This is a genomic window from Priestia megaterium NBRC 15308 = ATCC 14581 (genome assembly GCF_000832985.1).
In the GTDB taxonomy this organism is placed as follows: domain Bacteria; phylum Bacillota; class Bacilli; order Bacillales; family Bacillaceae_H; genus Priestia; species Priestia megaterium.
The window spans coordinates 589790-612592 of record NZ_CP009920.1; the positions used below are offsets into that span (position 1 = coordinate 589790).

Consider the following 22803-nt stretch of genomic DNA (forward strand, 5'->3'; position numbering starts at 1 on the left):
TTAACTAAGAGTGTATAGAAGATACATCCTAAAAACAAAAAAACTCCTGCTCCCTGAACAGTAGTCTTTTCTATTTACACGTAACCCTATATGGAATAATGATTTACATCACCTTTAGTAGCATGCTCGGAGGATTAAACATTAATTTATTAAGAACGTTTTTCTAATCATCTAACCTTTTACGGTCGTCTGCTTGGGGAGGCTGTTCCATCCACTGATTATCAATCATATCTTTCCCAATACGGCTATAAATCCACAAGCTATCCAAGGCCGCCTTTTCACAGTGTGCTGAAATATCAGCTCTCATACTTGCAATGAGAGCTGCGTTATAATAAGTAACTGCTACACCAAAAAAGAAACCCGTTTGAAGAAGCATAAGCCGATCTGAAAAAGGAGAAATATTGGAATTTGTAACCTCTGTTTCGCATGATTTAGGCAGATGAAGATTGTCTTTGGTTAATAAGGATGAAAACACATCAATGTGTTTGTTTTTTACTTGCAGGCTTTTTTCTAATAATGCTCGTACGTTTTGATTTTTTGAAACTTGTGAAAAGCCGAGGATCATCGCTTTGGCAATAAATGTTTTGTTTAAATTAAAATAAGCATGTCCACTTTCAATTGTATTTATCGGTCTCTGTTTACCGAATACATCCGTTACATAGTTGTAGTGTTCAATCATTTCCACCTTGTTCGGTGTTATGTAAGTAGGTGGTTGCTGATAAAGTTGCTTTGAAACAAGAAGGTCCTTAGCTTTTTTATAAATCTCCATCGCATCAAGGTTGCATTGATAATAAAAATCTACAATGTCTGGGCGTAAGGAAGTCGCAAATGATAAACTCATTTCATTATGTCCGTGTGTGCTCATCATATAAAGGGATTTAAGACACAAAACATCCGTAAATAGAGGAGGAGCTTCTAAGTTTACGTCTTCTTCTGTAAATCCTTTAGGAATAGGAAACTTCTCTTTCTTAAATAATGCTTTTAAAGCATCTATGTGTTTAAATGAATAGTGAAGAGCCGTTTGAAAAAGGCTATGTATCTCAGGATCTTGAATCGTGTGAAGCATATATTTATTTACACATACAGATAAAGTTTCACGGATATAGTGTGTCCATAAATTTGCAATTTCAGGAGATGTTAATCGATTCTTTTTTTGCAATTTTCCGTTCCTCCGTATCAACGCTCATTTTTACTTAGCTTCCCCTCCTTTTAAGCTTTCATACAAGTTAGCTTTCATACTAATATTTCCGCTAAAAAAGAAAAAGCTGCTCAAATGAGCAGCTTTTAAAAAACACATACTTAATGAAAGATGAGGAGTTGGGGTTCCTATGTTCTTAGTTTGCCCACAAACTCGAATTTTATTCTTCTTCCTACCTATTCATGCTTACGATGTTCTCCGTATAATGATTTATCATAAACGGAGTCACCCTTTGCAAAAGGAGAATCTTCTCTACTTCCTAAGAACTGATTTGTTTTTGTCTCTCTATTAGCTTTTACTAGCAATAATACTTTTCCTTTTTGCAGATCATCTGCATAAGGTCCTGCTTCTGTAAGAGGGACACCTAAGTTAATTAAACGCTTTTCTACTCTTGCTTTATCACTACGAATCTCTTTAGGGTGATCTGGTGAAAACATATGTTTAATTTTATCCATAATCGACTCATCCTGGTGATTTTGTGCTGCGGTTTCAACCTTCTTGACGTCAATTCCCTCTCTGCTTTCTACTCTCGAATAGTCCTCTTTATCGATATCTTTGCTGGTTACAAGAGAAAGGTCCTTCTCTTGAAAACCTTGTGTCTTTAAGTTTTGAATAGCGGTTACAATATCTTCTTCATTATCATACGTACCTATCACATTTTTTGTCATGAGCAGTTCCTCCTTCTAGTAAAAAAATGGTTTATATCAATTAATTCGTTTATGGTAATTGTAATACCCTGACCTCTTTTTCTAAAACATTCAAAAAATTGAACAATCATTGTTTAGATAGATAGCCCTTACGGGAACGGCAGCACCAAAAGTTCGCAAAATATTAAAAGCAATTCAACGAAGCTATGGAGCTTCATGAAAGGATCGCTCATTATATGATTGATAATGAAATGTATCCTGCCTATGTTATTAAAGGGCAAGTGTGGATTGACACCCCTATTGATTTCCATACAAGACTTCGCTTTCCACGGGCGGGCGCTAGAAGCAACAAAACATATGAAACCTACGTTTACCATCATAATAAAAAGATCCGAACGATGAACCGTTCGGATCTTTTTAAAATACGTTTGTCTCAGCCTCTTTTTAAGAGAAGATTTAATTGAAAAAAATCAAGATTAATGATTGTTTTGTTTATATTCTGCATCAAACGAGTTTTCACCGGCATGGACAGAAAGCAAGGTATCAGCATAGCCAACTAGCCTGTTGACAAGTTCATCTGCAATTGCATAAACAAGAGGATGGGTTTCTCCTTTAAATAGCGCTGGATCATCTAAGATGACTGTAGTGTTGATAAACACATCTCTATTTCCATAAAGGTTATAATGAATCATCGCTTTCCCTGCAGCTCCACCTGTTCTTGGATCTTCATAACCTGGAAGAAATACGTACCATTCTTCTGCCGTAGCAGACCGGAAATTTTTCGTAAAGGTCATTCCATTGATCACTTTTTCAATCCGCATTTTTTGCTCCAAATGAGTTGCATCTACAATTTTCTCCTTCATAACGTACTACTCCTCATCATATTAGCGAAATTCTTCGTCAGCAGGCGTAGCCTCTACAGCAATTTGATAAGCATCTAAAATGGAGTCACGTTCCTCAGAATCAGTCAATCCAACAAGATATTGTTCACCCTTTTCATCTTCAACGCGCATCAACAGTACTTCTCCGTTCGATTGCAGCAAAGCATAAGTCTGATTTCTCATATCAAATAAAGCCTCAACTGCATATTGTTTTTCAATACCTTTTTCATTTTCAATGGTTATAAAATCTCTTTCCCTACTCCTCACTTCTCGTTCACCTCCACTAAAAATCTTCCCGGTTACTTACCCGTTCTTCTCTGCTTCTATAATTGTATAAAATGAAATTCAATAGCGAAGGCGAATAGGGAGTTTAGCTATGGATATATCTAAAAAAGTAGTTATTTATTCGTCTATTGGAGAATGAAACTTTAAGAAATGATTAAAAAAATGTTTTTACGATATCGTGTTGTGAATGACATTCGTGGCAGTAACAATTAATTTCTAAAGCATCTTCTGTGAGGGTATGTATAGTTTCTTTTCTGCACTTTTTACAGTATTCTTTTTTCTGACGTGTCTTTGACAATACAATCTCTTCCTCTCTTACATTTTTAATTTTATGTTTCGTATAAAAATAACCATTGATACGTCCCTAAAGAGGATTGCAATAGCAATTGCAACCCTCTTCTCACATGGCAACTTTTAGATAACAAGGAAATGAAACATCTAATCCCACTTTTTACAGTGTCGGTTGTTTCTAAAAATTAGTATGTCATTCTGATAAGGAAATAAACACCCATCATTTACCATGTATATACTTCTTGGCCCCTAGGAAACTTAAGAAAAACAAGGAGGTGACACAACATGGCAAACAACAACAGTGGTAGCCGTAACGAATTATTAGTAAACGGTGCTGAACAAGCAATCGATCAAATGAAATATGAAATCGCTAGCGAATTTGGTGTAAACCTTGGTGCTGATACAACTGCACGTGCAAATGGATCAGTAGGTGGCGAAATTACAAAGCGTCTTGTGCAATTAGCTGAGCAACAACTTGGCGGCGGACGTTTCTAAGACAACTTTATAAAGTGATGGCTGAAGGAAGAGTGGATACCCACTCTTCTTTTTATTATGGACATTTTTTATTTATCATTACAAGTAGAAAGCCACATAAAACATGACAAAACAAAAAAACTGCCAAAGAAGGCAGCTCTCTGTATAACAAGGGTATTGTGACTGATGCCCTTATAGGCATCTTGAATAGTATACGTAAAATAGTGGATTGTATTCACTGATAAAATTCCTTTTTATATCTAAAAGAATAATAAAACATCATATGGAAACGTTAAGTATGTGCATAGTAAGAAAGGTGGCACATTATTATGAATATGTTAAGGAGGATAACAATGGGTATTTTAAGTGGAAATCCTACAGATGAACCGATGCATTACGGTGAAGTATTTGGAACATGGTCGTTTCTTTCTGCTTCGAAAGGATTAGTAGCTGGTTATCAAACGTTTCTAAATCATGTAGGGGACAAGGATCTACATAAGTTGGTACAAGAAACGATTGAACAATGTCAGCAGGAAATGAAAGGTGTAGAAAAGCTATTAAAAGAAAATGGAGTGGCTTTACCTCCAACTCCGCCTGAACGTCCAGAAGCTTGTTTAGATGATATTCCAGTAGGTGCACGTGTTCAAGACCCCGAAGTTGCTGCGGCTATTTCACTGGATATAGCTGCTGGTCTAGTTGCTTGCAGTCAACTGATTGGCCAATCTATTCGCGAAGATATTGCAGCAATGTTTGGTCAAATTCACATGCAAAAAGTAGCTCTTGGTGGAAAGTTTTTGCGACTTAACAAAGAAAAAGGCTGGTTAGTTCCACCACCTCTTCACAAGTCAAAAAACACGGATTGTTAATCATAAAATTCGTATAAAACGTGAAAATTTCACATTAAGTCAATCCTACAACATGCTATAAGAAGGAACTGCTGATTCATTCCACATTAGCAGTTCTTTCTCAAATAAAGAGCACTAACGAGAGCAAACTACTCAAGATGCAGTAGAGCATTATCAATATAATAACATCTATATTTCAACGACTATGAAAACTACTGCGTAGGAGCAGTAGTTTTTTCCCTTTTTATTATGTTGTATTGAATATAAAAAGGCAGTGGACATAATGTACGTCTATAAACAGTATCAAATTAATTCTGGAATACATAATAATCTTTTAAGAGAAACTACTAACAAAAAACGATAAACCCTTAGTTATCATATATAAAATTATTTTATTCATCTTTCCAATGTTTTTAATCGAACTCTGGGCAGAAAAAAAGACAAATTTAATTAGATGGAGAAGACCTTGAAAATGGGAAATGGTATCATACTTTACTTAGTCTTACAGTCAAATCAGTATTAAACAGGTTAATGATCGGAGCTATAAGAGCATTAGATGAAAAAGTAGAAAAGAGTTCTTGATTCATGAAATAAAAACTAAATTGAAGATATTTCTATATCTTGAACAAATGAGTTAAGACGCCGTGAAGCATCTAACCACCTCTTTATGGAAAAATAAAGAGCTTTTTCTCGTCAAAGAACCCTTCATTTTGATAAAGATTAGGTGTATATCAATGAACTGCATAAAATAAATGAACAAGACCATATTAAATATGGATGATAGGTATAAAAAGTATATTTTTTTCGAAGCCATGGAAGATCGATCGTAAATGAATAATTATAAAAATGACAATAGTGCAAGACGCTATATTGCTCATGTCAGTATATTTGGAACGACTCAAATCCATTTAAGAAATCCTTATATTATCGCTTGGTGGTCAGCGGCTTTTCCAGGGTTTGGGCACCTACTACTGTCTAAATACCTTCGCGGCTTTGTGTTGTTCGTATGGGAAGTCGTCATAAATATTAAATCTCATGTAAATTTAGCCATGATTTATTCTTTCCAAGGAAACATTGATATGGCAAAAGAAGTGCTTAATACAAGGTGGCTTCTTATTTGTATCCCCGTTTATATTTTTGCTATATGGGATAGTTACCGGACAACCGTTGATTTAAATAGAATATACGTGTTAGCTGAACGAGAAAACGTATCAACATCCAAGCTTTTGTATTGGGACAAGAAAAAAAGGTGGAGTGAAAACATGCAGGTCTTTTCTACATTTGAATACTCCAGTTACATAGAATTAGCTGTTTCAGAGCTAGAAAAAAAAGGGATAAAGAAAGAAGATATATTTATTGTCCCCCTTAATAATCGAACGGAAGATCGCCGGCTTTTTGATAGCCTTCATCGAGCAGATGGAATTTCTCTTATTGATCTAGGAATGGCTCTAGCCACAGCCTTTTCAGTCATTGGTGCAAGCATTGGTTTTAAACTAAGCTGGGGCCCCATCTACTGGGGAATAATTAGTGCTTTTATCGGATTTATCTTAGGACTAGGAATTAAACTATTTATGTTTAAAGTAATCAGGAAAAATCAACGGCTTTTACGCGGCAAACATTCGGAAGTCATACTCATTGTTAATTGTCGTACGGTGGACGCCGGAGTGGTTGAACAAACTTTGTGGAAAAACCTTGCCTTAGGTGTTTCAAAAGTCAGATCTGATGGCTTATAAAAATAAGTCATCACCGTACAATATAATGGCTATATAAGGAATGAATGAATTACTATTCAGGATTAGAGATAACTTCCTTAACGCATTGAGGGAGTTTTTCTGTTTTTAAGCTGTATACTCTTTAGTTAGTATAATGTCATTTATTAGAACCAAAAAAGCTTTTAAAAAAAGCTTTTTTGGTTCTAACATATGTTAATTAAATGCCATTCTACCAACCTCTTTGATTTCTTAATGTCGTAATATGAGCAACGTGATGCTTTCCATGCCAAGCGTAAGTAGCTATTAATTGCTCAATCGTCACTTCCCCGTTTTCAGGATGGTGGATCATTTTCTTCAAATCTTTTTCATCAAGGGAGTTTAACAATTTATGAAGCCGCTTATGTAAAGCTGAAAAAAGTTGGAGAGAAACTTCTATAGGTAAATCATTATCAGGCAAAGTTGACCAAGCCACTTCATCATATGCTTTAATAGTAGGCGCTTGCTCTGTTAACCCTAATTTAAAACGAGTATAAGCATTCATATGGGAGTCAGCTAAATGATGGACAACTTGACTTAATTTCCAACCGCCTTCTCGATAAGGCGTAGCTAATTGTTCTTTGGTCAGTCCTTCTACAGCATCAGCTAATTGCTTTGGTGCATCTCCAATGTCATGAATCCACCCTTGAATATCTTCTTTCTGAATATTTTCTTTCACGGTAAATTTCCCAATAGGATATTGATTAAACATATTTCTTCCTCTCTTTCTATTTTTATTAATATCTATTATATCAATTTTAAATATAAATAAATTTAAATATTCAGAATTAAATATAGGTGAAAAATTATAATTTATAAATATGGTATGTACTTTCAGTTACCATCATGTACCTTCTCCGCAGTACAAAGACCTGCCTTTGCTATAATTCATGATAATCCCCCCTAAATTAGGCCGCTTTTAATTAAAACAATAAACATATAGATAAACTTGCCGTAAAATTAAGTTGAGGTGAGTAAATTGAGCAGTGATTATAAAAGCTATTTCTACAAAAAGTTCTTTTTAATATATTTTATTACCGTTTTCTTATTTATTAGTATTGATATTATAGAATCAGGAAGAATTACACTTTTTTCTTTTGAAGACAGCTGGAATTTCATTTTGTATCAAACTGGTTTTTGTTTAATTTCTATTGGCTTTTTTAGCGCATTCATTACAAACTTATTATGGAAAATAAAAAGAGTTAAATAAATACGTCATAGACCCCTACAGAAATAAAAAACGACCTTCAGCGATGAGAAGATCCTTTTTGGATATTTGCTTTAAGCGCTTGTAATCTTGATTGAGAATCATTGGTTTGTCTAATTACTTTTTCCACGATGTATTGATATCCATGTAAAACAACGGCTAAAACCGTAGTCATCCCCCAGTACATGCTTGGCGACATCTTTTTCATTTTAAATGTGACGATAGCATTAGAATCCAATCTTCAAAAAAGAAGCATCTAGCCTTTAAAGAATAAATGCTTCCTCTCCTTTACACCTTATAAATTTCATTAGACGACAGCCAGTCAACGAATTGATGATACGGATAATAGGTAGTCCCTTTCAGCTCTATCTTTGGAGCTCCGGGATATTTAGTTAACAGTTCTTCAATTTCACCATTTGGAATTGTATTAGGAATTCCTTCTTCTTTCATAATTGATGCCATTGTAAAGAATCAAAAGAGGCATAAGCATATAGTTGAACTAGTATGGTATGTTGTGTTGTGTTCGCTGTTATAACTGCGGCCATTAGCTCCATACTTATTTCACTACTTATCTCAATAGATGATAACAATTTTTTTATAAACTTGGGTTTATTTAAATCATTCCTCTTTTTTTCTCTTAGTTGCTCAGTGCCCTTTGGAATCTGCTCTATCTTATTGAATTCTAGGATAAAAAAGAATTTTTTGCAGTAAATAAATAGTTTATATAGTCTATACCAATCTAGCTGCTATATCGCCTTGCTGAAAAGAATTGGACAACCGGAAAAATAATTAAACAAAGACATATCACTACAAATAAAAATATGTTACCAAAATCATTTAAAATCGTAATCCCGCTTATTAATGTTCTAAATTGACCTAATGTAAACTTCCCAATTTGAACATTTACTGCTTTTTCTACCTTTTCTCTTCATTACGGAGTCATCATTACTTTTTTAACACCGGTATCCATATTTCACTTTTAAAGGTTGGCGACGTTACATTTTTATGTTCATTCCATAATATTTCCGGCCCTTCTACTTGTTCATAATTTGAGGATGGAAACCATTCTGAATAAATTCGTCCCCATACATTTTGTAATGTCTCAGGAAATGGTCCGACTGCTTCGAATACAGCCCATATTCCAGCTGGCACTTCAAGTTGTACTAAATCATCGGGACAATCCTTAGTTGTAGCTACACCGATATAATGGTCCAGCTGTCCTTTTTCCTCCATTCTCCCTTCAGAAAAGTTCAGAGATGCACTAAGCAAACCCAATGGTGTAACATTAGAAAGTTCTTTTAATTTACGTACTGTTTCATCGTTTAAGCTTTCCCACATAGCAGCAATCTTTGGGTTAACTCCATGAAAAATGATAGGAACTCTTTCTTTAATACCAACTATATGAAAGGCCTCTTTTTCCTCAATTCGATAATTCATTTCATTTCCTCCTTTAATTGATAACTGAAAGGTCATTTTTGGAAATGCTTTAAGTGAACTCCCATTTTTTTTAGCTTCCGAAGGAGTTATACCGTGTAGATTTTGAAAAGCCCTTGTAAACGAATCCGGTGAGCTATAATTGTACTTGATCGCAACATCAATGACTTTAATGTTACTATCTTTAAGTTCAAATGCTGCAAGTGTAAGTCGTCTTCGGCGAATATATTCTGATAAAGTAATACCTGCAAGAAAAGAAAACATTCTTTTAAAGTGATACTCAGAGCAAAGAGCCAGCCTTGCTACTTCTCTAAAGTCGATATCATTCGTTAAATTCTCCTCAATATAGTGTAAAGCTCTATTCATATTTCTAAGCAAATCCATTTGTATGACCTCCCTTATTATCAGAATAACAGGATTTGAATAAGGCTATCCGACATTTCATGCACAGTTATGCAGGCTTTTTCCTTCTATTCATAAGTTCCTACACACTTAAACAAGTTATTCAAGGTGCAATTTCAGCTAGCATAATAACTTTAGAAACCAACAAATAAAGAGCCTTAAATTATAAGCCTCTTTATTTGCTCTTTATTTACCTTTGTTTTTTAAAAATAAAAGCTCAAGCACACTATTACTTACACTGCATCTGTCATTACATATAAATTGGATGGAATAATTTTGTTTTCTAAAATTAAGTATGGATGACACTTCATTAAAGCAAGTTTAAGAACTTCCGGTACTCTCTCTTCATCATACGCGCATACTAAATGTAATCCGCCTTTATTTACTAATTTGTCGGCTTCATTTTCAAACTCTTCTAAAATAGGTATAATTCCTTCTTGCTGTCCCCATTCGACATGAGCCCATATTTGAAAAGCCGTATTGTTTTTATAAAAAGGATCTAAGTGTTTAGAGAGATGTTCAAAAATGATGGCAGGCTGAAAGCTTCCACTTGAACAGTAATAATCAAAATTATTAATAGTATGTATATATGTTAATTGGTCTTCAGTTAGAATTCCCTCTAACTTTTCAAAAATTAATGGAATTAATCTTTCACTTTCTATAACTAACGTATGCCTCTCCTGTTCAATTCCCGACACAATATAAGACGCAAGATTATCTAAGTAACTTCTCATGTCGTCAATATTATAGTAAATATGAACGCTTTCATTATTCTGTATTAATTGAGCAAACTGATTTTTCAAGTGTGTACGCTCCCTTATATAAAATCAACCTAAATTTCAAGAATCTTAAACTAGTAAATTGTCTATTCGTTAGAACAATTTTACGCTTTGCATTCTTGTCTGTCAAAACTGGATGTTCCCAGCTTTGTTTTAGGGTGTACAGCTGGTTTTTAGAATAGTGTATCTATATTGATTGCAAACGAGATAACAGTTGCGACCGTTATTCCGGCGCTTTGACTAAATAATACTATACCCTTCTCAAATACGATTAAAACTTAATAAGAAAGAATGAAGTTTTCTTACCTCTTCATTAAATAAATTCTTATGTAGCATTGATAAGAGTATTAATCATCTATTTTTTAGTTTGTATAACCTATGGAAAACTAGTTACTACAAAACACACAAAAAGAACACCACTTGCTTTAGTAAGTGGCGCCTTTTCTTTTAAAATATTTGAGTAAAGGCTACAATTAAAATCGTAATTCCGCTTATTAACGTTCCGCATTGACTCAATGTAAATTTCCCAATTTGAACATTTGCGGCTTTTTGCCCCACCATTACCCCTAGCCATACTGTGATAAAACTGCCAAATGCTGATGTAAGCGAAATAGCTAAAGGTGATAACCCAAGCAAACCAGCTCCTAGACCGTTTGTAAGTGCATTCGCTGAAAGTGCTACACCTAAAACACTGCTTTCTATCCATCCAATAGAGTGTACTTTTACTTGACCCTTACTATCTAATTGATCAATTCCGTTATTTCTCTGGGAGCCGACTAATAAAATAATTCGAATCCCAATTAGCGTTAATAATACGACGGCTACAATAACATGGAAAACTCCTGGTAAGATGGTTGAAATCCACCTACCAAACGTAATTCCCACCATGCTAAAGAGGAAACAAATAGCCGCTATCAGTAAATTAGAAAGCCATTTTATCCTTACCTTTCGAACTCCGTATGATATTCCTACACCGAAGTTATCTATACTCGATGATAATGCAAAACCTAATATGAATAACCATTCCATTTTGTATTCTCCTTTTGTTGATAATGTTGAGGAGATTTGCTTATTTGTTGCATATATTGTTGATAAACCTTCAATACAATAATCACTGCGCGTTGAAAAATATGAAGAGGTGAATCGCTATGTCTAAGATCCAACATGACCAAAGCCTTGGTTTGTTATTAAGGTCTTTATTAAAGGAAAATGCTTTATCTATGCGGAAACTTAGCTCACTTACGGGGATTGATACGGCAACTATCTCACGGATTATAAACGGAAAGCAGCAAGCAAATCTACACCATTTAAAGCAGTTTGCACACTATTTAAATACTCCTCTTGGAGCATTGATTGACCCTGCTGGAGCTACTTCAAACCATACAGAAAATGAATTAGAAACAGGCATTCATTACTCCATTGATAAAATTCAAGAAATACTTAAATCTTTTAATATAGTGGATACAAACTTTACGATTGAACGTGTAGAACAAGAACTAACAAAATATAAACAATATGCACAGACAGACGAAGGACACAGCATGATTTGTAATAACTTTCAAACCAAAATAGAGCAAGTAGGCAGTGTTGGAACCTTTATTGATCAACTAAAGCAAATGTATCTTGAATACTGTAACGAAGAAACGTCAGCTGCCAAACGCTCTATTTTAGGAAGTGCGCTATTGTATTTTATTTTGCCTACCGATATTATCCCAGACTATGTCTTTCCAATCGGCTATTTAGACGATGCAATAGCTGTACAACTAGTGATGAATCAGCTTACAGAATAAAAACTGAATTTTATTAAGCGAACTGGACGCGGCATGCCGCTAGTTATTGTGAAAACGGAACTTTTTCTGAATCATGACGATGAGCAGGTAAATATTCTATGGCTTTCTTTAATTTAGATAATTTCTTTGGCACAATCTTTTTGATGATTTGTTCTTTTTCACATCGTTTGCATGACTCGTGGTTGCATCTATGTGCACACATACCTAAAGGGATTTTCTCTCCTACAAATGGATCTATATAGACTCCATTTTCAAACAGCTTACTCTTAATAAGATTTTCATTTTGCAATCTGCAGCAAGTAACGCAATAGTACATTCGTTTTCCACTCTCTTTCTCATATTTGATTTTGAAACATCTTATGAGAAGTCATCAACAGAAGTGCTTGTTCCTATATTAAAAGTTGAAAAAATCTCAACAGGCGTTGATGAATACTCAACACACATCACTTACAAACATATAGTTTAATAATGACATCATAAAGAGTGTCATACATTGAGGAGGGAATGCGGTGAAAATAAGAGGTATTATTAACGCTATAATCGGTATTTGGTTTGTTATTGCCCCGTGGATGCTTGGTTTTTCATACGATAGAGGAGCTACTTCAGCAAGTATTGTATTTGGAATTCTCCAAGTCATCACATCTCTTTTAGGAGCGAATAAACCAGGATGGAATTCATGGCAAAACTGGATTCCCCTTATTAGCGGATTATGGTTTGTTCTTTTTCCTTTTATTTATTCATTAACAGGTGAGGTACTTTGGTCTAGCATTATACTTGGGTTAATGACCGGGCTATTTAGCTTATGGAGCTTGAACTCTAAATTAAAACTAAAAGCTGTAAGTTAAAATACCAATAATATTCCACTATTTACTTAACCTGTGGAAGATGCCGCCACGCATCGATCTATGGGAGAAACGATTCTGCAGCAGAAAAGCTCCCTACAGAAATAGGGAGCTTTTTCTACTTTTTATGTAAAGCCTACACAGATTCAGTCAACGTAATGTACTTTATAGAAAATAACAAAGGTGTCCCTAATTGCTAGAAGACACCTTTATGGACTCTTTAGAAAGCTAATTTTTGACAACCATTATTTATCTCTACTCATGCAAAATAGATACTAACGAACTTTTTCTTCACGGTCATCTCTTCTTTTAAGACCAAACAGACCAGCTAGTCCTAGTAATCCTAGTAATTCCCAAGGTGAATCATTGTCATCATCCACATCAGTTGCTGTAGTGACATTTCGAGTATTTACGTCATCATTATAAGTATTTACGTCATCATTATAATTTGTTCTATCTACGTTATTGTTTTCAGCATTAACCGGCAAGATGAAAGTCATCATAGCTAAAGCTAACGTACATAATAAAACAGACCATTTTTTTCGCATAATTTCTCCTCCTTTCCTTTTGTTAATAGATAAAGTTCCCAACGTTATTAGTTACTATTCGTTAAGTAAATATATCTTTTGAAACTACTCACTAATACCCAAAATAAAGAAGCCTTTGAAATTAGTATGAATATATTTCTTGTCTATTAAGCAAACTAGCCAAGATGCAATGAAGCATCACTCATGAAATCTAATTACATCATAGAAAAAACTACCTTCTCCCTAATGGTATGCTCCCCTTATAGTAGACAAGTAAAAGAAAGCAACCTATTCTGTCTACTATGGAGGGGATTTTTTTATGGGGAAAAAGAAGAGAACATTTGACATTGGTTTTAAGAAAAAAGTAGTCGATTTGTATCTTGAGGGGCGACTCGGCTGTAAAGCAGTTGGGAAAGAATTTGGGATTAATCATACAACGGTTTTACGTTGGGTTCGACATTATGAAGCCGAAGGCCTGAAAGGCCTTGAGGAAAAGCGAGGAAAGTCGAAAGAGCCTAATAAAGAGAAATCTGTCTCTCATTTGGAAAGTTCAGAGACTAAAATCAAGCGATTGGAAGCTGAGAATGAAATGCTAAAAAAGCTCTTACAGATGTAAAAGGGGGAATGGGGGCAGTATCAACCTATAAAAAATTTAAAGTCATTAACGAAATGGTAAAGGCAGGGAAAAAATTTGCGATTTGTCTATTATGTGAGATCGCAGAAGTATCAAGAAGTGGCTATTATAAGTGGTTAAAGCGACAGATCTCTCCTTCTGAAAAACAACGTGAAGATGAAGAACTTAAACAAAAAATAAAGAGATGTCATCAGAAATTCAGAGGGATTTATGGATATAGAAGAATACAAATATGGTTAAAGGCAGTGTATGACTTACATGTAAACCACAAGCGTATACAACGTTTGATGAGAGAGATGAAGATTCAAGCAGTGATCAGGAAGAAGCGTCGCTATTACGGAAGAAAAGAAGCCTTTGTTATGTCAGATAACCATCTCAATAGAGAGTTTCAGGCTTCACAGCCTAATGAAAAATGGGTCACAGACATTACTTATTTACTTTTCAATGGACAGACTTTATATTTATCTGCCATTAAAGATTTATACAACAATGAAATTGTTGCGTATGAAATAAGTCGAAGAAATGATCTTAAATTGGTCATAGATACGCTAGAGAAAGCAATAAAACACCGAAATGTAAAAGGCATCCTCTTACATAGTGATCAAGGAATCCAATATACATCCCGTACTTATCATCAATTACTAGAGAAATACCAAATAAAAGTGAGTATGTCTAGGAAAGGGAACTGTTGGGATAATGCTTGTATAGAGAGTTTCTTTAGCCATTTTAAATCAGAGTGTTTTCACCTTCATACTTTCCAAACAGCCAGTGAAGTGAAGGATGCAGTCCACCAATACATACATTTTTATAATCACGAACGCTTCCAAAAAAAATTAAATAACCTGAGTCCTTATCAGTATAGAACTCAGGCTGCATAGGTAGCTTTCTTAAGCCTGTCTATTTGACAGGGGTCACTCCATAACTCTAAGGTAGTTTTTTCATTTCCAGGCTGTATATGTTATACAATTATAGTTAACATAATCGCTCTTTCCAGAACACATCATAAAAACGAGCCCTTAATACTCAAGGACCCGTTCGCCTACTCGCTTTTTCATTTATTTGATACATTATTGATCTACCAGCATTTTGAACACTATTCAGACTAGAACTTTTACATAAAAAATAAACTTTTTATACCCAAAGCGAGCTCGTACCTTCTTTTTCAAGATGCAGCACGTTCACTTCTGTTCCTTTATCATATCCATGCTCTCCTCCTGGAAGAACAATCAGCGCGTTTGCTGCAGCTAATGACGAAATAGCGCCTGACTTGTCCATGCCAACAGGCGTCACAACAAGCTTTCCGCCTTCGTCTGAAATCTCTCCTCGCACCATTCGCGTAAAAGCATTAGGTTCTTTAAAACGTCCGTTTAACACCGCTTTTGTTTTATGTAAATGAGGCAGTGGTGAATGTAAAAAACTGCGAACAATCGGACGAACAAACAGTTCAAACCCGACATAGCAAGCAGAAGGATTTCCTGATAGTCCAAACAGCAGCTGTCCGTTTCGTTCTGCGACTGTTGTGACGCTTCCCGGTCGCATCGCAATTTTGTTAAACAGCACGTTCGCACCAAGCTTTTCATAAATAGCCGGCAAATAATCATAGTCGCCAACGGATACCCCACCGGTTGTCAGTAAAATATCCACTTCTTCAAGCGCTTTTTCTACCGCTTCATAGCAGCGGTCAAAATCGTCTTCAAGCTTCCCTAAATATTTCGGAATTCCCCCGCTTCTTACGATTTGCGCAAGTGCCATATAAGAATTGCTGTTGCGGATTTTTCCTGGTTCTAACGGCTCGTTCACATCAAGCAGTTCACTTCCCGTTGTTAATACACCAACCACAGGCTGCTTCACCACGGCGACATCCGCATAGCCAAACGTAGCTAAAAAAGCCGTGACGCCCGGATTGATTCGCGTCCCTTTCGAAACAAGCACGTCTCCTTTTTTTGTTTCTTCTCCCTTTAACGCAATGTGCTCCCACTTTGAAGCTGGCCTGCTTAACGCCATATACGTTTTGCCTTCTTTTTCATACGACTTCGTTACTTCAAGCATCACAACCGCATCACATGAATGAGGCACTTGCGCTCCTGTCATAATGCGCACCGCTTGAAACGGCTTTACTTCTTCTTCAAAAACAGAGCCAGCGCCGATTTCACCTACAACTTCGAACTCTACAGAATGTTCACTTGAGACTTCTACGCAGTCTTGCGCTCGAACCGCAAAGCCGTCATAAAGCGATTTATTAAAATGAGGAACGTTTTGGTCGGCGATAATATCTTCTCCTAAATAGCGTCCATAGCTTTCGGTGATCGATACGCGCTCGATGCTGCCTTTTCTTTTATATGTCATGACTTTTTCAATTGCTTCAGGAATTGAAATAGGTGTTCTGCTTTCTAACATACATTCTTCACTTCCTTTATGTCTGTTCACTTTTTGCACTATGGTGTAAAATCATAGCATATCTCACTATTTCTATCATACAACAAAATTTACTGAAAAAGGATGAAAACACCGATGTCTTCTTTTACACATTTTAATGATCAAGGCCGTGCCAACATGGTCGATATTAGCGAAAAATCTATTACGCGCCGCGTCGCAACAGCTCGTTCAAGCATACTTGTTAACAAAGAAATTCACGAAGCCATTGTAGAACATAAAATTGGAAAAGGCGACGTCCTTGCTGTCGCACAAGTAGCGGGAATCATGGCAGCAAAACGCACGTCTGACATTATTCCGATGTGTCATCCTCTTTTATTAAAAGGCGTAAACCTTTCATTTGACTGGGATACAAGTAATGATCAGTACCGTTTATTAATAGAAGCAACGGTTAAAACGGAAGGCTCAACGGGCGTTGAAATGGAAGCTTTAACCGCTGCTTCTGCCTGCGCTCTAACCGTTTATGATATGTGCAAAGCCATTGATAAAGGCATGATTATCGGCGAAACGTATCTGCTTGAAAAATCTGGCGGCAAAAACGGTGACTATAAACGCATGGAATCATAAAGGAGGTACATAATGAGCGTACACGAACATAAATCTAAAGCAACTCAGCCCGTTCGCTGCAAAGTCATTACGGTATCAGACACACGTACGAAAGAAACCGATAAAAGCGGCGCGCTAATGATCCAGCTTCTGAAAGAACACGACATGCAGATCGCTTCCTATGAAATTGTAAAAGACGACCAAACGTCGATTCAACAAGCCATACTTGCTGGCTGCAGTGATGAGAACATTGACGTTGTTCTCACAAACGGCGGGACGGGCATCACAAAACGAGACGTCACCATTGAAGCCGTTCAAGCGCTGATTCATAAAGAAATCGTTGGGTTTGGCGAGCTGTTTCGCATGCTGAGCTACACCGAAGATATTGGCAGCGCTGCGATTATGAGCCGGGCAATTGCCGGGACGATTAACGAAAAAGCCGTTTTTTCTACACCAGGATCAAGCGGTGCGGTTCGTCTAGCGATGACCAAGCTGATTTTGCCTGAACTTCGCCATGTTGTGTGGGAATTAAACCGCCAGCGCTGACAAAATGCCTATGCACACGCATAGGCATTTTCATTAATCATAGTCTTTATGTACCCACTCATCTTCTGGAATACCTAAATCTTCTCCAGAAAAACGCTCTTCTTTAAACGGATCTCCTCTAAGATGAAAGCCGTTTTGCTCCCAAAAGCCAGGATGATTTTCATCAATAGCTTCAAAGCCTCGAAGCCATTTAACACTTTTCCAAAAGTACAAATGCGGAACAACCAATCGCAGCGGATATCCGTGCTTAGCTGTAAGCGGCTCTCCGTTAAAGGAATGAGCGAGAAGAATATCGTCTCTCAGTAAATCTTTTACTTCAATGTTTGACGTATAGTCATTATCTCCATGCAGCATGATGTATTTACTTTTTAACTCCACGCCAACTGCTTTTAAAAAGTCTGTAAACAGCACGCCCGTAAATTCATTATCAAGCCTTGTCCATCTCGTTACGCAGTGAATATCACATTTCACCGTTATTTGCGGCATGTCCAATATATCTTGATACGAAAGCGTCACTTCTTTGTTTACTAATCCAAACACTCGAAGCGTCCACTCCTCTAAGTTATACTCCGGCACGTCGCCTTCATGTAAAATCGGAAAGCGCTCCGTTACTACCTGACCCGGAGGCACTCGTCCTTCATACTTTGGATCAATTTCCGGTGTTTTCATTCGTTTAATACGGTCTGCTTTGTTCAAATTATCACCTCATTATTTTTTGTACATAAAAAGCCCTTCCTTAAATAAATAAGGAAGAGCTTTGTTTCAGCTTCTTCCTTATCTCTAAGAGCGATACACTCTTAAGGATTTGGCACCATTCTGTCATAGACAGCGGTTGCCGGGTTTCACAGGGCCAGTCCCTCCACCTCTCTTGATAAGGAAACAAATTGTATTTGTTTTATGTAATAAAGTCAGTATTAAGCTTTTTGTCATAATTGTCAATATTATTTTTCTTTTCCGCCAAAAAACTTTAAAAACAGATAGGGTTATAAGGTTTTAGTCTACTAAAATACCATGTAAATCCTTTACCCTTCTCCATCAATCATCGTATACTTCCTGGCAAAGCGCTTGTAGTAAATTTGCTCATCCTCTTGTCCATCGTTAAAAACAAGTCGATTATGATCAATATCTTTTTCTTTTAACACGTATCCCTTTTCATTCATCAGTTGAATATATTCATCTAAATGTCCTTTTTTCACCATATAATGAAGAGCATCGTCTGAATCTGTAGTCCTTGCTACACCTTGACTTCCCACTTCTAACTTGAATACAGCTGTTGCTGTTTGAACGGGACGATAATCTCCAAACACTCTTTCCCAATTTAAGAGCAGCAGCGCGCCGAAGATTATGATAAATCCTCCAGCCGCTACGGTGAGCACAAATCGTTTTGACACTACTTTCTCTCCTTTACATTCTTTTTCTTCTATTTAATACAACAGATTTCCCTAAACTTGTTTTTACGCCAAGTCCTAGATACACAGCAGCAATATATACATTTAACAAATACTTGATTTTTTGTATCATACTTACAATTATTATCTAGTTTTTTATAAAACATTAGAACCCTCTCTATATTACGTTTTTTTACCTAATAAAGGAACAGAAACCAATCTTTTCGCCTATGATAAATGAATCGTTTTTTGCTTTTTACTTTACCTGACGTTTACATTCTAAAAGACGTGTTACATTATATATATCAGTTACCAACTAAACTAAGACTCCTTGACTATTCTGGCCTACCTGTTCTTTTAGGTAGACTGAGGTTGCTAAATCGTTATATATAGGAGGAAAAAATCATGAAAATGAAACAACGAATATCAAAAGCAGCGGCGGCTGCAACGATTACAGGAATTGCTGCGTTTGGATTTGCTCCTGTCGCTCAGTTTGATACACCAGCACATGCAGCTACATCTCAAGAAACAAACAGTCAAAGTCAAACAGCTGTAAAAAACATTAATGAAATTTACAACGCCGCAGTAAAAGGTGAGGTGCCACGCTTAACGGTAGACTTCAAAATTGGCAAAACACTACGTCAAGACGTTCGCGATCAGTTCGGTCCCCCGCCTGAAGGTTCATCAAACAACTTTGACTACTATCATGCGGAAATGGGTCACCCTGGATACGCATTTGGCTATGATCAAAATAACGTCATTAACGAAATCCGCTATTTTGGTACAAATGTAGAGCGTCAAACAAATCTAGGCTCCATCACGCAAGCTAACTTAAAGAAAGAATTAGGTCAGCCGAACTTTACAGGCAAAGTAAAAGGTGATGGTACTACTCAAACGAAGTACACCTATCATGCCGGCGCCTATGATCTTGAATTCATTTTTGATGATAGCAAAACGTTAAATCACGTTAATTTAGTTAAAAAACCTTAAGTAATAGAAAAAGTAGCAGACAGCCTGCTACTTTTTTTCATGAAATAAAACCAATGCTGAATCCGCTACGTGTTCATAGCCAATCTCCATATAAATCTTGTTAGACGTAGGATTTGTCATATCTGTGTATAAACTTGTTGTTTGAAATCCTCTGTCTAGCATAAGCTGAGAAAGCGTGGATACACAGCTTGAGGCATAGCCTTTTTTACGTTCTTCTTGAGGCGTGTATACAAAGTTAATCGTAATGTTATGGGCCGTTGGACGCGTAGCATTGGCAATGGACACATACTTGCCGTTTACTTCCCATAAAAATAGCCGTTCTGCTTTAATAAAAGCTTCTCCTGTTTTGACAGCTTGTTCTTTTGATACAGGGTCTCCAATGACGCCCATAAACTCCCAAATCCATTCTGTCACGAGCGGAAGGTGTTCCAATCTTGCTTTTACCAGCACTCCCTCAGCGTCCGCAGCTTTTTTTACTTTGTCTAACCGATAAATGCGCTGATCCATTTTTAAAGAAGCTTCTTGATTTTTTAAATCTGCTAGTTTTTGAGAAAGATATAAAACCATTTGTCTTTCTCCAACTAAGCCCGGTATGTCGATTTCTTGTAATAGCTCTGCCGCTTCGCTTAGTTCATCCTCCGTTAGCTGCTGTATTTGAGACAGTATGATTTGCTTAGGATGGGTTTGCAGCAACACAAGCGCAGCACGGCTGTCTTTTAAAATAACACCCATAAAATTTGGTTTGCTGTTTTCCTGCAAGCTGTGTAAAATGCCGAGCGCTAAGTTATGAAGAACTTCATTCTTTGATAAAAGCGGCTCTACTTGGTTTTTAAATTCCTGCACTTCTCTATATCTATGTAACTGGATCATTTTCTTTCTACCTCCGCAAATGCTCTTACCGGAAACGTTCCAACTCCTTTTATTTTAGGAGGCACGGCGTAAAATAAAAAGGACTTCGCCGTTAGTTGATCTAAGTGACATAAGTGTTCAGCAATTACAATGTCCGCTCCTAACAGCAGCGTATGAGCTGGTCTTGTTTTTCCTTTTGTATCATCAATATTCATCGAATCAATTCCAACAAGAGCGGGCTGTTGAGACACTAAATAAGCTGCCGCGCTTTCTGTTAAGTATGGATGATTTTCTAAATAATCGTCTGTATTCCAGTAGCGATCCCATCCTGTATGAATTAATACCGCTTTGCCTTTTACATCTACATGTTGAAAATGAGATTCATCAATCGCTTTTAAAGTCGTGTCAACTGAAACGACTATTCCTTCTAACCCGGCTGTTTTATCAATAGCCATTTGAGCTAAATCCGCTCCGTCTTTGTATCTGTGAAACGGCACGTCAATATACGTACCTGTATTCGTGACCATTTCAATTTTACCGATTTGAAATTCAGTGCCTGGTTCATAAAGCTTTCTAGACTCTTCTCGGCTTAAATAGTCGCAAATGATCGGTGCCGGCAAGCCTTTATGTGTGATAACTCCGTCTTCAATGATGTGGCTTAGATCAATATACGTTCTTTTTTTCATACCTCCACCCACTTTTTCGATATTCAGTAAAAATATTCTAACATAAAAAAGCTCTTCCTAGTTTCCTAGAAAGAGCTTTTTTTAGAGAACGTTATTAACTTGATAAACATACATCATACGTATGCTTTGTATAAACAAATCCTTCAAAAATAAGACGGGCTGTACGCACTACTTTGATTCCGTTAACCTGTCCATCTTTTAGATCCACACTGGTTTCCATAATTCCCATTGGATGAGCAAGTCGAACGGTATTACCTTTTAATTGAACCATTTCTGACGGAAGCGTGCCTTTTGTATAGATAGCCGCCGTTGTACAAATTGCTCCTGTAATCGCAAGCGTTTGATGCGGTTTTTGCATCGACATCATGCGGATTAATACGTCCATTTGAGAAGCAGCTTTTTCTCTGCCAGTCCCGTCGCGATGGTCCATAGGAGGAGAAATAATCGTCATTTTTGGAACCGCTGGTGATAGTTTAGTTGCTTTGTCTTGAGGTGCAAGCCCCGCTTTTTCCGCTGCAATGGAGCGAATTTCTTCAAATAGCTTCAGCTGTTTGTCCGTGTATTCATGCGGAAGTTCTGCTCCCTTTAAGCCAATATCCGCTGCTTTAACAAATACAAGCGGATTTCCTACATCAACAATTGATGCTTTTATCGTCCCGATGGATGTTTGCAGAAGATCGATAGCGTTCCCGGTTGGAAGCAGTTTTCCAGTAACGGCTCCTTCTCCGTTTTCAAACGAAAGATAAATGGGTGAACCCGTGCCTGGCACTCCAGGAATCATACAGGATCCTTCTGTTTTCACTTTCCCGTTTTCTACTTCTACTTCCGCTACGATTACTTTTTTGGTATTTGTATTATAGATCCGCACTTTAGTCACCGGTTCCACAGCTTGTACAAGTCCTTGTTCGATTGCATAAGGTCCGACCGCTGAAGAGATATTGCCGCAGTTTCCTTTAAAATCAACGAGAGATTCGCTGATGCTAACCTGCGCAAACGTGTAATCTACGTCAGCTTCTTTTAAATCTGATTTTTTTATAATCGCGATTTTACTTGTCAGCGAATTAGCTCCGCCTAGTCCATCAATTTGACGTTGGTCCGGACTTCCCATTATATCTAGCAAAAACGGTTCCCAATCGGATTTGTTCACAGGCATTTCTTCATGATTGATAAAAACCCCTTTACTTGTTCCACCTCTCATAACCGTTACAGGAATGCGCGTCATATTAATCACCTTTCTCCCCTACTAACAAACGCCGAGGCGTTCATCAAACCATTTTATTTTTTTACTATTTAGAACCGGTTCATTTGCCATTTATCGTATAATAGAGGTGGTCATAAGTAAAATACATAAAATTTATTGTCTTTTTAAAAATTTTTTTAT

28 protein-coding genes and 1 riboswitch are annotated in these 22803 nt (G+C 36.7%); of the genes, 10 read left to right on the forward strand and 18 right to left on the reverse strand.

What is annotated here, in order from left to right; all coding sequences use genetic code 11:
* Window positions 1-163: 163 nt before the first annotated feature.
* From BG04_RS03755 to BG04_RS03775, 4 genes are all read right to left on the reverse strand, one after another.
* Window positions 164-1159, reverse strand: coding sequence for a DUF3231 family protein (locus BG04_RS03755; RefSeq protein ID WP_034649748.1), 996 nt, complete (start codon window positions 1157-1159; stop codon window positions 164-166).
* A 215-nt stretch (window positions 1160-1374) separates the two neighbouring features.
* On the reverse strand, window positions 1375-1866 hold the full coding sequence (locus BG04_RS03760; protein WP_230586516.1) for a general stress protein: 492 nt from the start codon (window positions 1864-1866) through the stop codon (window positions 1375-1377).
* Between the two features lie 455 nt (window positions 1867-2321).
* Entirely contained in the window at window positions 2322-2708 is a 387-nt protein-coding gene (locus tag BG04_RS03770; RefSeq protein ID WP_034649743.1) for a hypothetical protein, read from the reverse strand.
* Between the two features lie 21 nt (window positions 2709-2729).
* Window positions 2730-2993: a DUF1292 domain-containing protein gene (locus BG04_RS03775; protein WP_034649740.1), complete on the reverse strand. Its 264-nt coding sequence runs from the start codon at window positions 2991-2993 to the stop codon at window positions 2730-2732.
* 594 nt (window positions 2994-3587) lie between these two features.
* On the opposite strand from BG04_RS03775, the gene BG04_RS03780 reads away from it, so the two are divergent.
* From BG04_RS03780 to BG04_RS31750, 3 genes are all read left to right on the forward strand, one after another.
* Window positions 3588-3797, forward strand: coding sequence for an alpha/beta-type small acid-soluble spore protein (locus BG04_RS03780; RefSeq protein ID WP_034649738.1), 210 nt, complete (start codon window positions 3588-3590; stop codon window positions 3795-3797).
* A 332-nt stretch (window positions 3798-4129) separates the two neighbouring features.
* Entirely contained in the window at window positions 4130-4642 is a 513-nt protein-coding gene (locus BG04_RS03785; RefSeq protein WP_013058453.1) for a DUF3231 family protein, read from the forward strand.
* 809 nt (window positions 4643-5451) lie between these two features.
* Window positions 5452-6354 (forward strand): hypothetical protein, encoded by a 903-nt coding sequence (locus BG04_RS31750; protein WP_115648244.1) that lies wholly within the window; start codon window positions 5452-5454, stop codon window positions 6352-6354.
* 208 nt (window positions 6355-6562) lie between these two features.
* On the opposite strand, the gene BG04_RS03800 is transcribed toward BG04_RS31750, so the two are convergent.
* The 6 genes from BG04_RS03800 to BG04_RS03820 all read right to left on the reverse strand — a co-directional run bounded on the left by BG04_RS03800 (window position 6563) and on the right by BG04_RS03820 (window position 11220).
* Window positions 6563-7081: a YfiT family bacillithiol transferase gene (locus tag BG04_RS03800; protein ID WP_034649735.1), complete on the reverse strand. Its 519-nt coding sequence runs from the start codon at window positions 7079-7081 to the stop codon at window positions 6563-6565.
* 535 nt (window positions 7082-7616) lie between these two features.
* Window positions 7617-7814, reverse strand: coding sequence for a hypothetical protein (locus tag BG04_RS30250; RefSeq protein WP_136461678.1), 198 nt, complete (start codon window positions 7812-7814; stop codon window positions 7617-7619).
* A gap of 50 nt (window positions 7815-7864) precedes the next feature.
* On the reverse strand, window positions 7865-8038 hold the full coding sequence (locus BG04_RS30255) for a hypothetical protein (RefSeq protein ID WP_230586515.1): 174 nt from the start codon (window positions 8036-8038) through the stop codon (window positions 7865-7867).
* 483 nt (window positions 8039-8521) lie between these two features.
* On the reverse strand, window positions 8522-9394 hold the full coding sequence (locus BG04_RS03810) for an AraC family transcriptional regulator (protein WP_034649732.1): 873 nt from the start codon (window positions 9392-9394) through the stop codon (window positions 8522-8524).
* 251 nt (window positions 9395-9645) lie between these two features.
* Entirely contained in the window at window positions 9646-10215 is a 570-nt protein-coding gene (locus BG04_RS03815) for an MEDS domain-containing protein (RefSeq protein WP_034649729.1), read from the reverse strand.
* Between the two features lie 423 nt (window positions 10216-10638).
* Window positions 10639-11220 (reverse strand): manganese efflux pump, encoded by a 582-nt coding sequence (locus BG04_RS03820; RefSeq protein ID WP_034649727.1) that lies wholly within the window; start codon window positions 11218-11220, stop codon window positions 10639-10641.
* 119 nt (window positions 11221-11339) lie between these two features.
* Between BG04_RS03820 and BG04_RS03825 the strand changes: the two genes are divergently transcribed.
* Window positions 11340-11981, forward strand: coding sequence for a DUF1232 domain-containing protein (locus BG04_RS03825; protein WP_034649725.1), 642 nt, complete (start codon window positions 11340-11342; stop codon window positions 11979-11981).
* Window positions 11982-12024: 43 nt separating this feature from the next.
* Here BG04_RS03825 and BG04_RS03830 read toward each other — a convergent pair whose 3' ends face one another.
* Window positions 12025-12297: a DUF3973 domain-containing protein gene (locus BG04_RS03830; protein ID WP_034649722.1), complete on the reverse strand. Its 273-nt coding sequence runs from the start codon at window positions 12295-12297 to the stop codon at window positions 12025-12027.
* Window positions 12298-12490: 193 nt separating this feature from the next.
* Between BG04_RS03830 and BG04_RS03835 the strand changes: the two genes are divergently transcribed.
* The gene (locus tag BG04_RS03835) at window positions 12491-12826 is read left to right on the forward strand and encodes an SPW repeat protein (RefSeq protein ID WP_034649719.1); all 336 of its coding nucleotides are present in this window, start codon (window positions 12491-12493) and stop codon (window positions 12824-12826) included.
* Window positions 12827-13098: 272 nt separating this feature from the next.
* Here BG04_RS03835 and BG04_RS03840 read toward each other — a convergent pair whose 3' ends face one another.
* Entirely contained in the window at window positions 13099-13371 is a 273-nt protein-coding gene (locus BG04_RS03840) for a WGxxGxxG family protein (protein ID WP_034649716.1), read from the reverse strand.
* Between the two features lie 298 nt (window positions 13372-13669).
* On the opposite strand from BG04_RS03840, the gene BG04_RS03845 reads away from it, so the two are divergent.
* Together BG04_RS03845 and BG04_RS03850 are read left to right on the forward strand one after the other, a co-directional pair.
* Window positions 13670-13966: a helix-turn-helix domain-containing protein gene (locus tag BG04_RS03845; RefSeq protein WP_034649715.1), complete on the forward strand. Its 297-nt coding sequence runs from the start codon at window positions 13670-13672 to the stop codon at window positions 13964-13966.
* An 8-nt stretch (window positions 13967-13974) separates the two neighbouring features.
* Window positions 13975-14862, forward strand: coding sequence for an IS3 family transposase (locus BG04_RS03850; RefSeq protein WP_034656255.1), 888 nt, complete (start codon window positions 13975-13977; stop codon window positions 14860-14862).
* Between the two features lie 253 nt (window positions 14863-15115).
* Here BG04_RS03850 and BG04_RS03855 read toward each other — a convergent pair whose 3' ends face one another.
* Window positions 15116-16381 carry a molybdopterin molybdotransferase MoeA gene (locus BG04_RS03855; protein ID WP_034649711.1) on the reverse strand — a complete coding sequence of 422 codons (1266 nt, stop codon included), beginning with the start codon at window positions 16379-16381 and terminating at the stop codon, window positions 15116-15118.
* 114 nt (window positions 16382-16495) lie between these two features.
* Between BG04_RS03855 and moaC the strand changes: the two genes are divergently transcribed.
* The gene (moaC, locus tag BG04_RS03860) at window positions 16496-16984 is read left to right on the forward strand and encodes a cyclic pyranopterin monophosphate synthase MoaC (protein ID WP_013084468.1); all 489 of its coding nucleotides are present in this window, start codon (window positions 16496-16498) and stop codon (window positions 16982-16984) included.
* A gap of 12 nt (window positions 16985-16996) precedes the next feature.
* Complete coding sequence (locus BG04_RS03865) at window positions 16997-17509, forward strand: MogA/MoaB family molybdenum cofactor biosynthesis protein (RefSeq protein WP_016765113.1); 513 nt, start codon at window positions 16997-16999, stop codon at window positions 17507-17509.
* A gap of 33 nt (window positions 17510-17542) precedes the next feature.
* Here BG04_RS03865 and BG04_RS03870 read toward each other — a convergent pair whose 3' ends face one another.
* Together BG04_RS03870 and BG04_RS03875 are read right to left on the reverse strand one after the other, a co-directional pair.
* Window positions 17543-18205, reverse strand: a complete 663-nt coding sequence (locus BG04_RS03870; RefSeq protein WP_013084470.1) for a sulfite oxidase-like oxidoreductase — start codon at window positions 18203-18205, stop codon at window positions 17543-17545.
* Between the two features lie 75 nt (window positions 18206-18280).
* Window positions 18281-18387, reverse strand: a riboswitch (SAM riboswitch).
* 144 nt (window positions 18388-18531) lie between these two features.
* Window positions 18532-18900: a hypothetical protein gene (locus tag BG04_RS03875; protein ID WP_013084471.1), complete on the reverse strand. Its 369-nt coding sequence runs from the start codon at window positions 18898-18900 to the stop codon at window positions 18532-18534.
* 402 nt (window positions 18901-19302) lie between these two features.
* On the opposite strand from BG04_RS03875, the gene BG04_RS03880 reads away from it, so the two are divergent.
* The gene (locus BG04_RS03880; protein ID WP_034649710.1) at window positions 19303-19887 is read left to right on the forward strand and encodes a YjgB family protein; all 585 of its coding nucleotides are present in this window, start codon (window positions 19303-19305) and stop codon (window positions 19885-19887) included.
* 27 nt (window positions 19888-19914) lie between these two features.
* Here the strand turns inward: BG04_RS03880 and BG04_RS03885 are convergent, their stop codons facing one another.
* The 3 genes from BG04_RS03885 to BG04_RS03895 all read right to left on the reverse strand — a co-directional run bounded on the left by BG04_RS03885 (window position 19915) and on the right by BG04_RS03895 (window position 22644).
* A complete protein-coding gene (locus tag BG04_RS03885; protein WP_034649709.1) occupies window positions 19915-20757 on the reverse strand; it encodes a GNAT family N-acetyltransferase in 843 nt (280 codons plus the stop codon).
* Window positions 20754-21422 carry a cyclase family protein gene (locus BG04_RS03890; protein ID WP_016765118.1) on the reverse strand — a complete coding sequence of 223 codons (669 nt, stop codon included), beginning with the start codon at window positions 21420-21422 and terminating at the stop codon, window positions 20754-20756. The genes BG04_RS03885 and BG04_RS03890 overlap by 4 nt, the downstream gene beginning before the upstream one ends.
* A gap of 94 nt (window positions 21423-21516) precedes the next feature.
* Window positions 21517-22644: a 2-methylaconitate cis-trans isomerase PrpF family protein gene (locus tag BG04_RS03895; RefSeq protein ID WP_034649707.1), complete on the reverse strand. Its 1128-nt coding sequence runs from the start codon at window positions 22642-22644 to the stop codon at window positions 21517-21519.
* Window positions 22645-22803: the final 159 nt, after the last annotated feature.

What these genes read in the sequence shown, in the direction of transcription:
- BG04_RS03895 (WP_034649707.1), bottom strand. Translation starts at nt 22,644, where the DNA reads ATGACGCGCATTCCTGTAACGGTTATGAGAGGTGGAACAAGTAAAGGG.
- BG04_RS03820 (WP_034649727.1), bottom strand. Translation starts at nt 11,220, where the DNA reads ATGGAATGGTTATTCATATTAGGTTTTGCATTATCATCGAGTATAGAT.
- BG04_RS03760 (WP_230586516.1), bottom strand. Translation starts at nt 1,866, where the DNA reads ATGACAAAAAATGTGATAGGTACGTATGATAATGAAGAAGATATTGTA.
- BG04_RS03825 (WP_034649725.1), top strand. Translation starts at nt 11,340, where the DNA reads ATGTCTAAGATCCAACATGACCAAAGCCTTGGTTTGTTATTAAGGTCT.
- BG04_RS03890 (WP_016765118.1), bottom strand. Translation starts at nt 21,422, where the DNA reads ATGAAAAAAAGAACGTATATTGATCTAAGCCACATCATTGAAGACGGA.
- BG04_RS03850 (WP_034656255.1), top strand. Translation starts at nt 13,975, where the DNA reads ATGGGGGCAGTATCAACCTATAAAAAATTTAAAGTCATTAACGAAATG.
- BG04_RS03840 (WP_034649716.1), bottom strand. Translation starts at nt 13,371, where the DNA reads ATGCGAAAAAAATGGTCTGTTTTATTATGTACGTTAGCTTTAGCTATG.
- BG04_RS31750 (WP_115648244.1), top strand. Translation starts at nt 5,452, where the DNA reads ATGAATAATTATAAAAATGACAATAGTGCAAGACGCTATATTGCTCAT.
- BG04_RS03770 (WP_034649743.1), bottom strand. Translation starts at nt 2,708, where the DNA reads ATGAAGGAGAAAATTGTAGATGCAACTCATTTGGAGCAAAAAATGCGG.
- BG04_RS03785 (WP_013058453.1), top strand. Translation starts at nt 4,130, where the DNA reads ATGGGTATTTTAAGTGGAAATCCTACAGATGAACCGATGCATTACGGT.
- BG04_RS03855 (WP_034649711.1), bottom strand. Translation starts at nt 16,381, where the DNA reads ATGTTAGAAAGCAGAACACCTATTTCAATTCCTGAAGCAATTGAAAAA.
- BG04_RS03885 (WP_034649709.1), bottom strand. Translation starts at nt 20,757, where the DNA reads ATGATCCAGTTACATAGATATAGAGAAGTGCAGGAATTTAAAAACCAA.
- BG04_RS03830 (WP_034649722.1), bottom strand. Translation starts at nt 12,297, where the DNA reads ATGTACTATTGCGTTACTTGCTGCAGATTGCAAAATGAAAATCTTATT.
- BG04_RS03800 (WP_034649735.1), bottom strand. Translation starts at nt 7,081, where the DNA reads ATGTTTAATCAATATCCTATTGGGAAATTTACCGTGAAAGAAAATATT.
- BG04_RS03880 (WP_034649710.1), top strand. Translation starts at nt 19,303, where the DNA reads ATGAAAATGAAACAACGAATATCAAAAGCAGCGGCGGCTGCAACGATT.
- BG04_RS03810 (WP_034649732.1), bottom strand. Translation starts at nt 9,394, where the DNA reads ATGGATTTGCTTAGAAATATGAATAGAGCTTTACACTATATTGAGGAG.
- moaC (WP_013084468.1), top strand. Translation starts at nt 16,496, where the DNA reads ATGTCTTCTTTTACACATTTTAATGATCAAGGCCGTGCCAACATGGTC.
- BG04_RS03780 (WP_034649738.1), top strand. Translation starts at nt 3,588, where the DNA reads ATGGCAAACAACAACAGTGGTAGCCGTAACGAATTATTAGTAAACGGT.
- BG04_RS30255 (WP_230586515.1), bottom strand. Translation starts at nt 8,038, where the DNA reads ATGGCATCAATTATGAAAGAAGAAGGAATTCCTAATACAATTCCAAAT.
- BG04_RS03865 (WP_016765113.1), top strand. Translation starts at nt 16,997, where the DNA reads ATGAGCGTACACGAACATAAATCTAAAGCAACTCAGCCCGTTCGCTGC.
- BG04_RS03845 (WP_034649715.1), top strand. Translation starts at nt 13,670, where the DNA reads ATGGGGAAAAAGAAGAGAACATTTGACATTGGTTTTAAGAAAAAAGTA.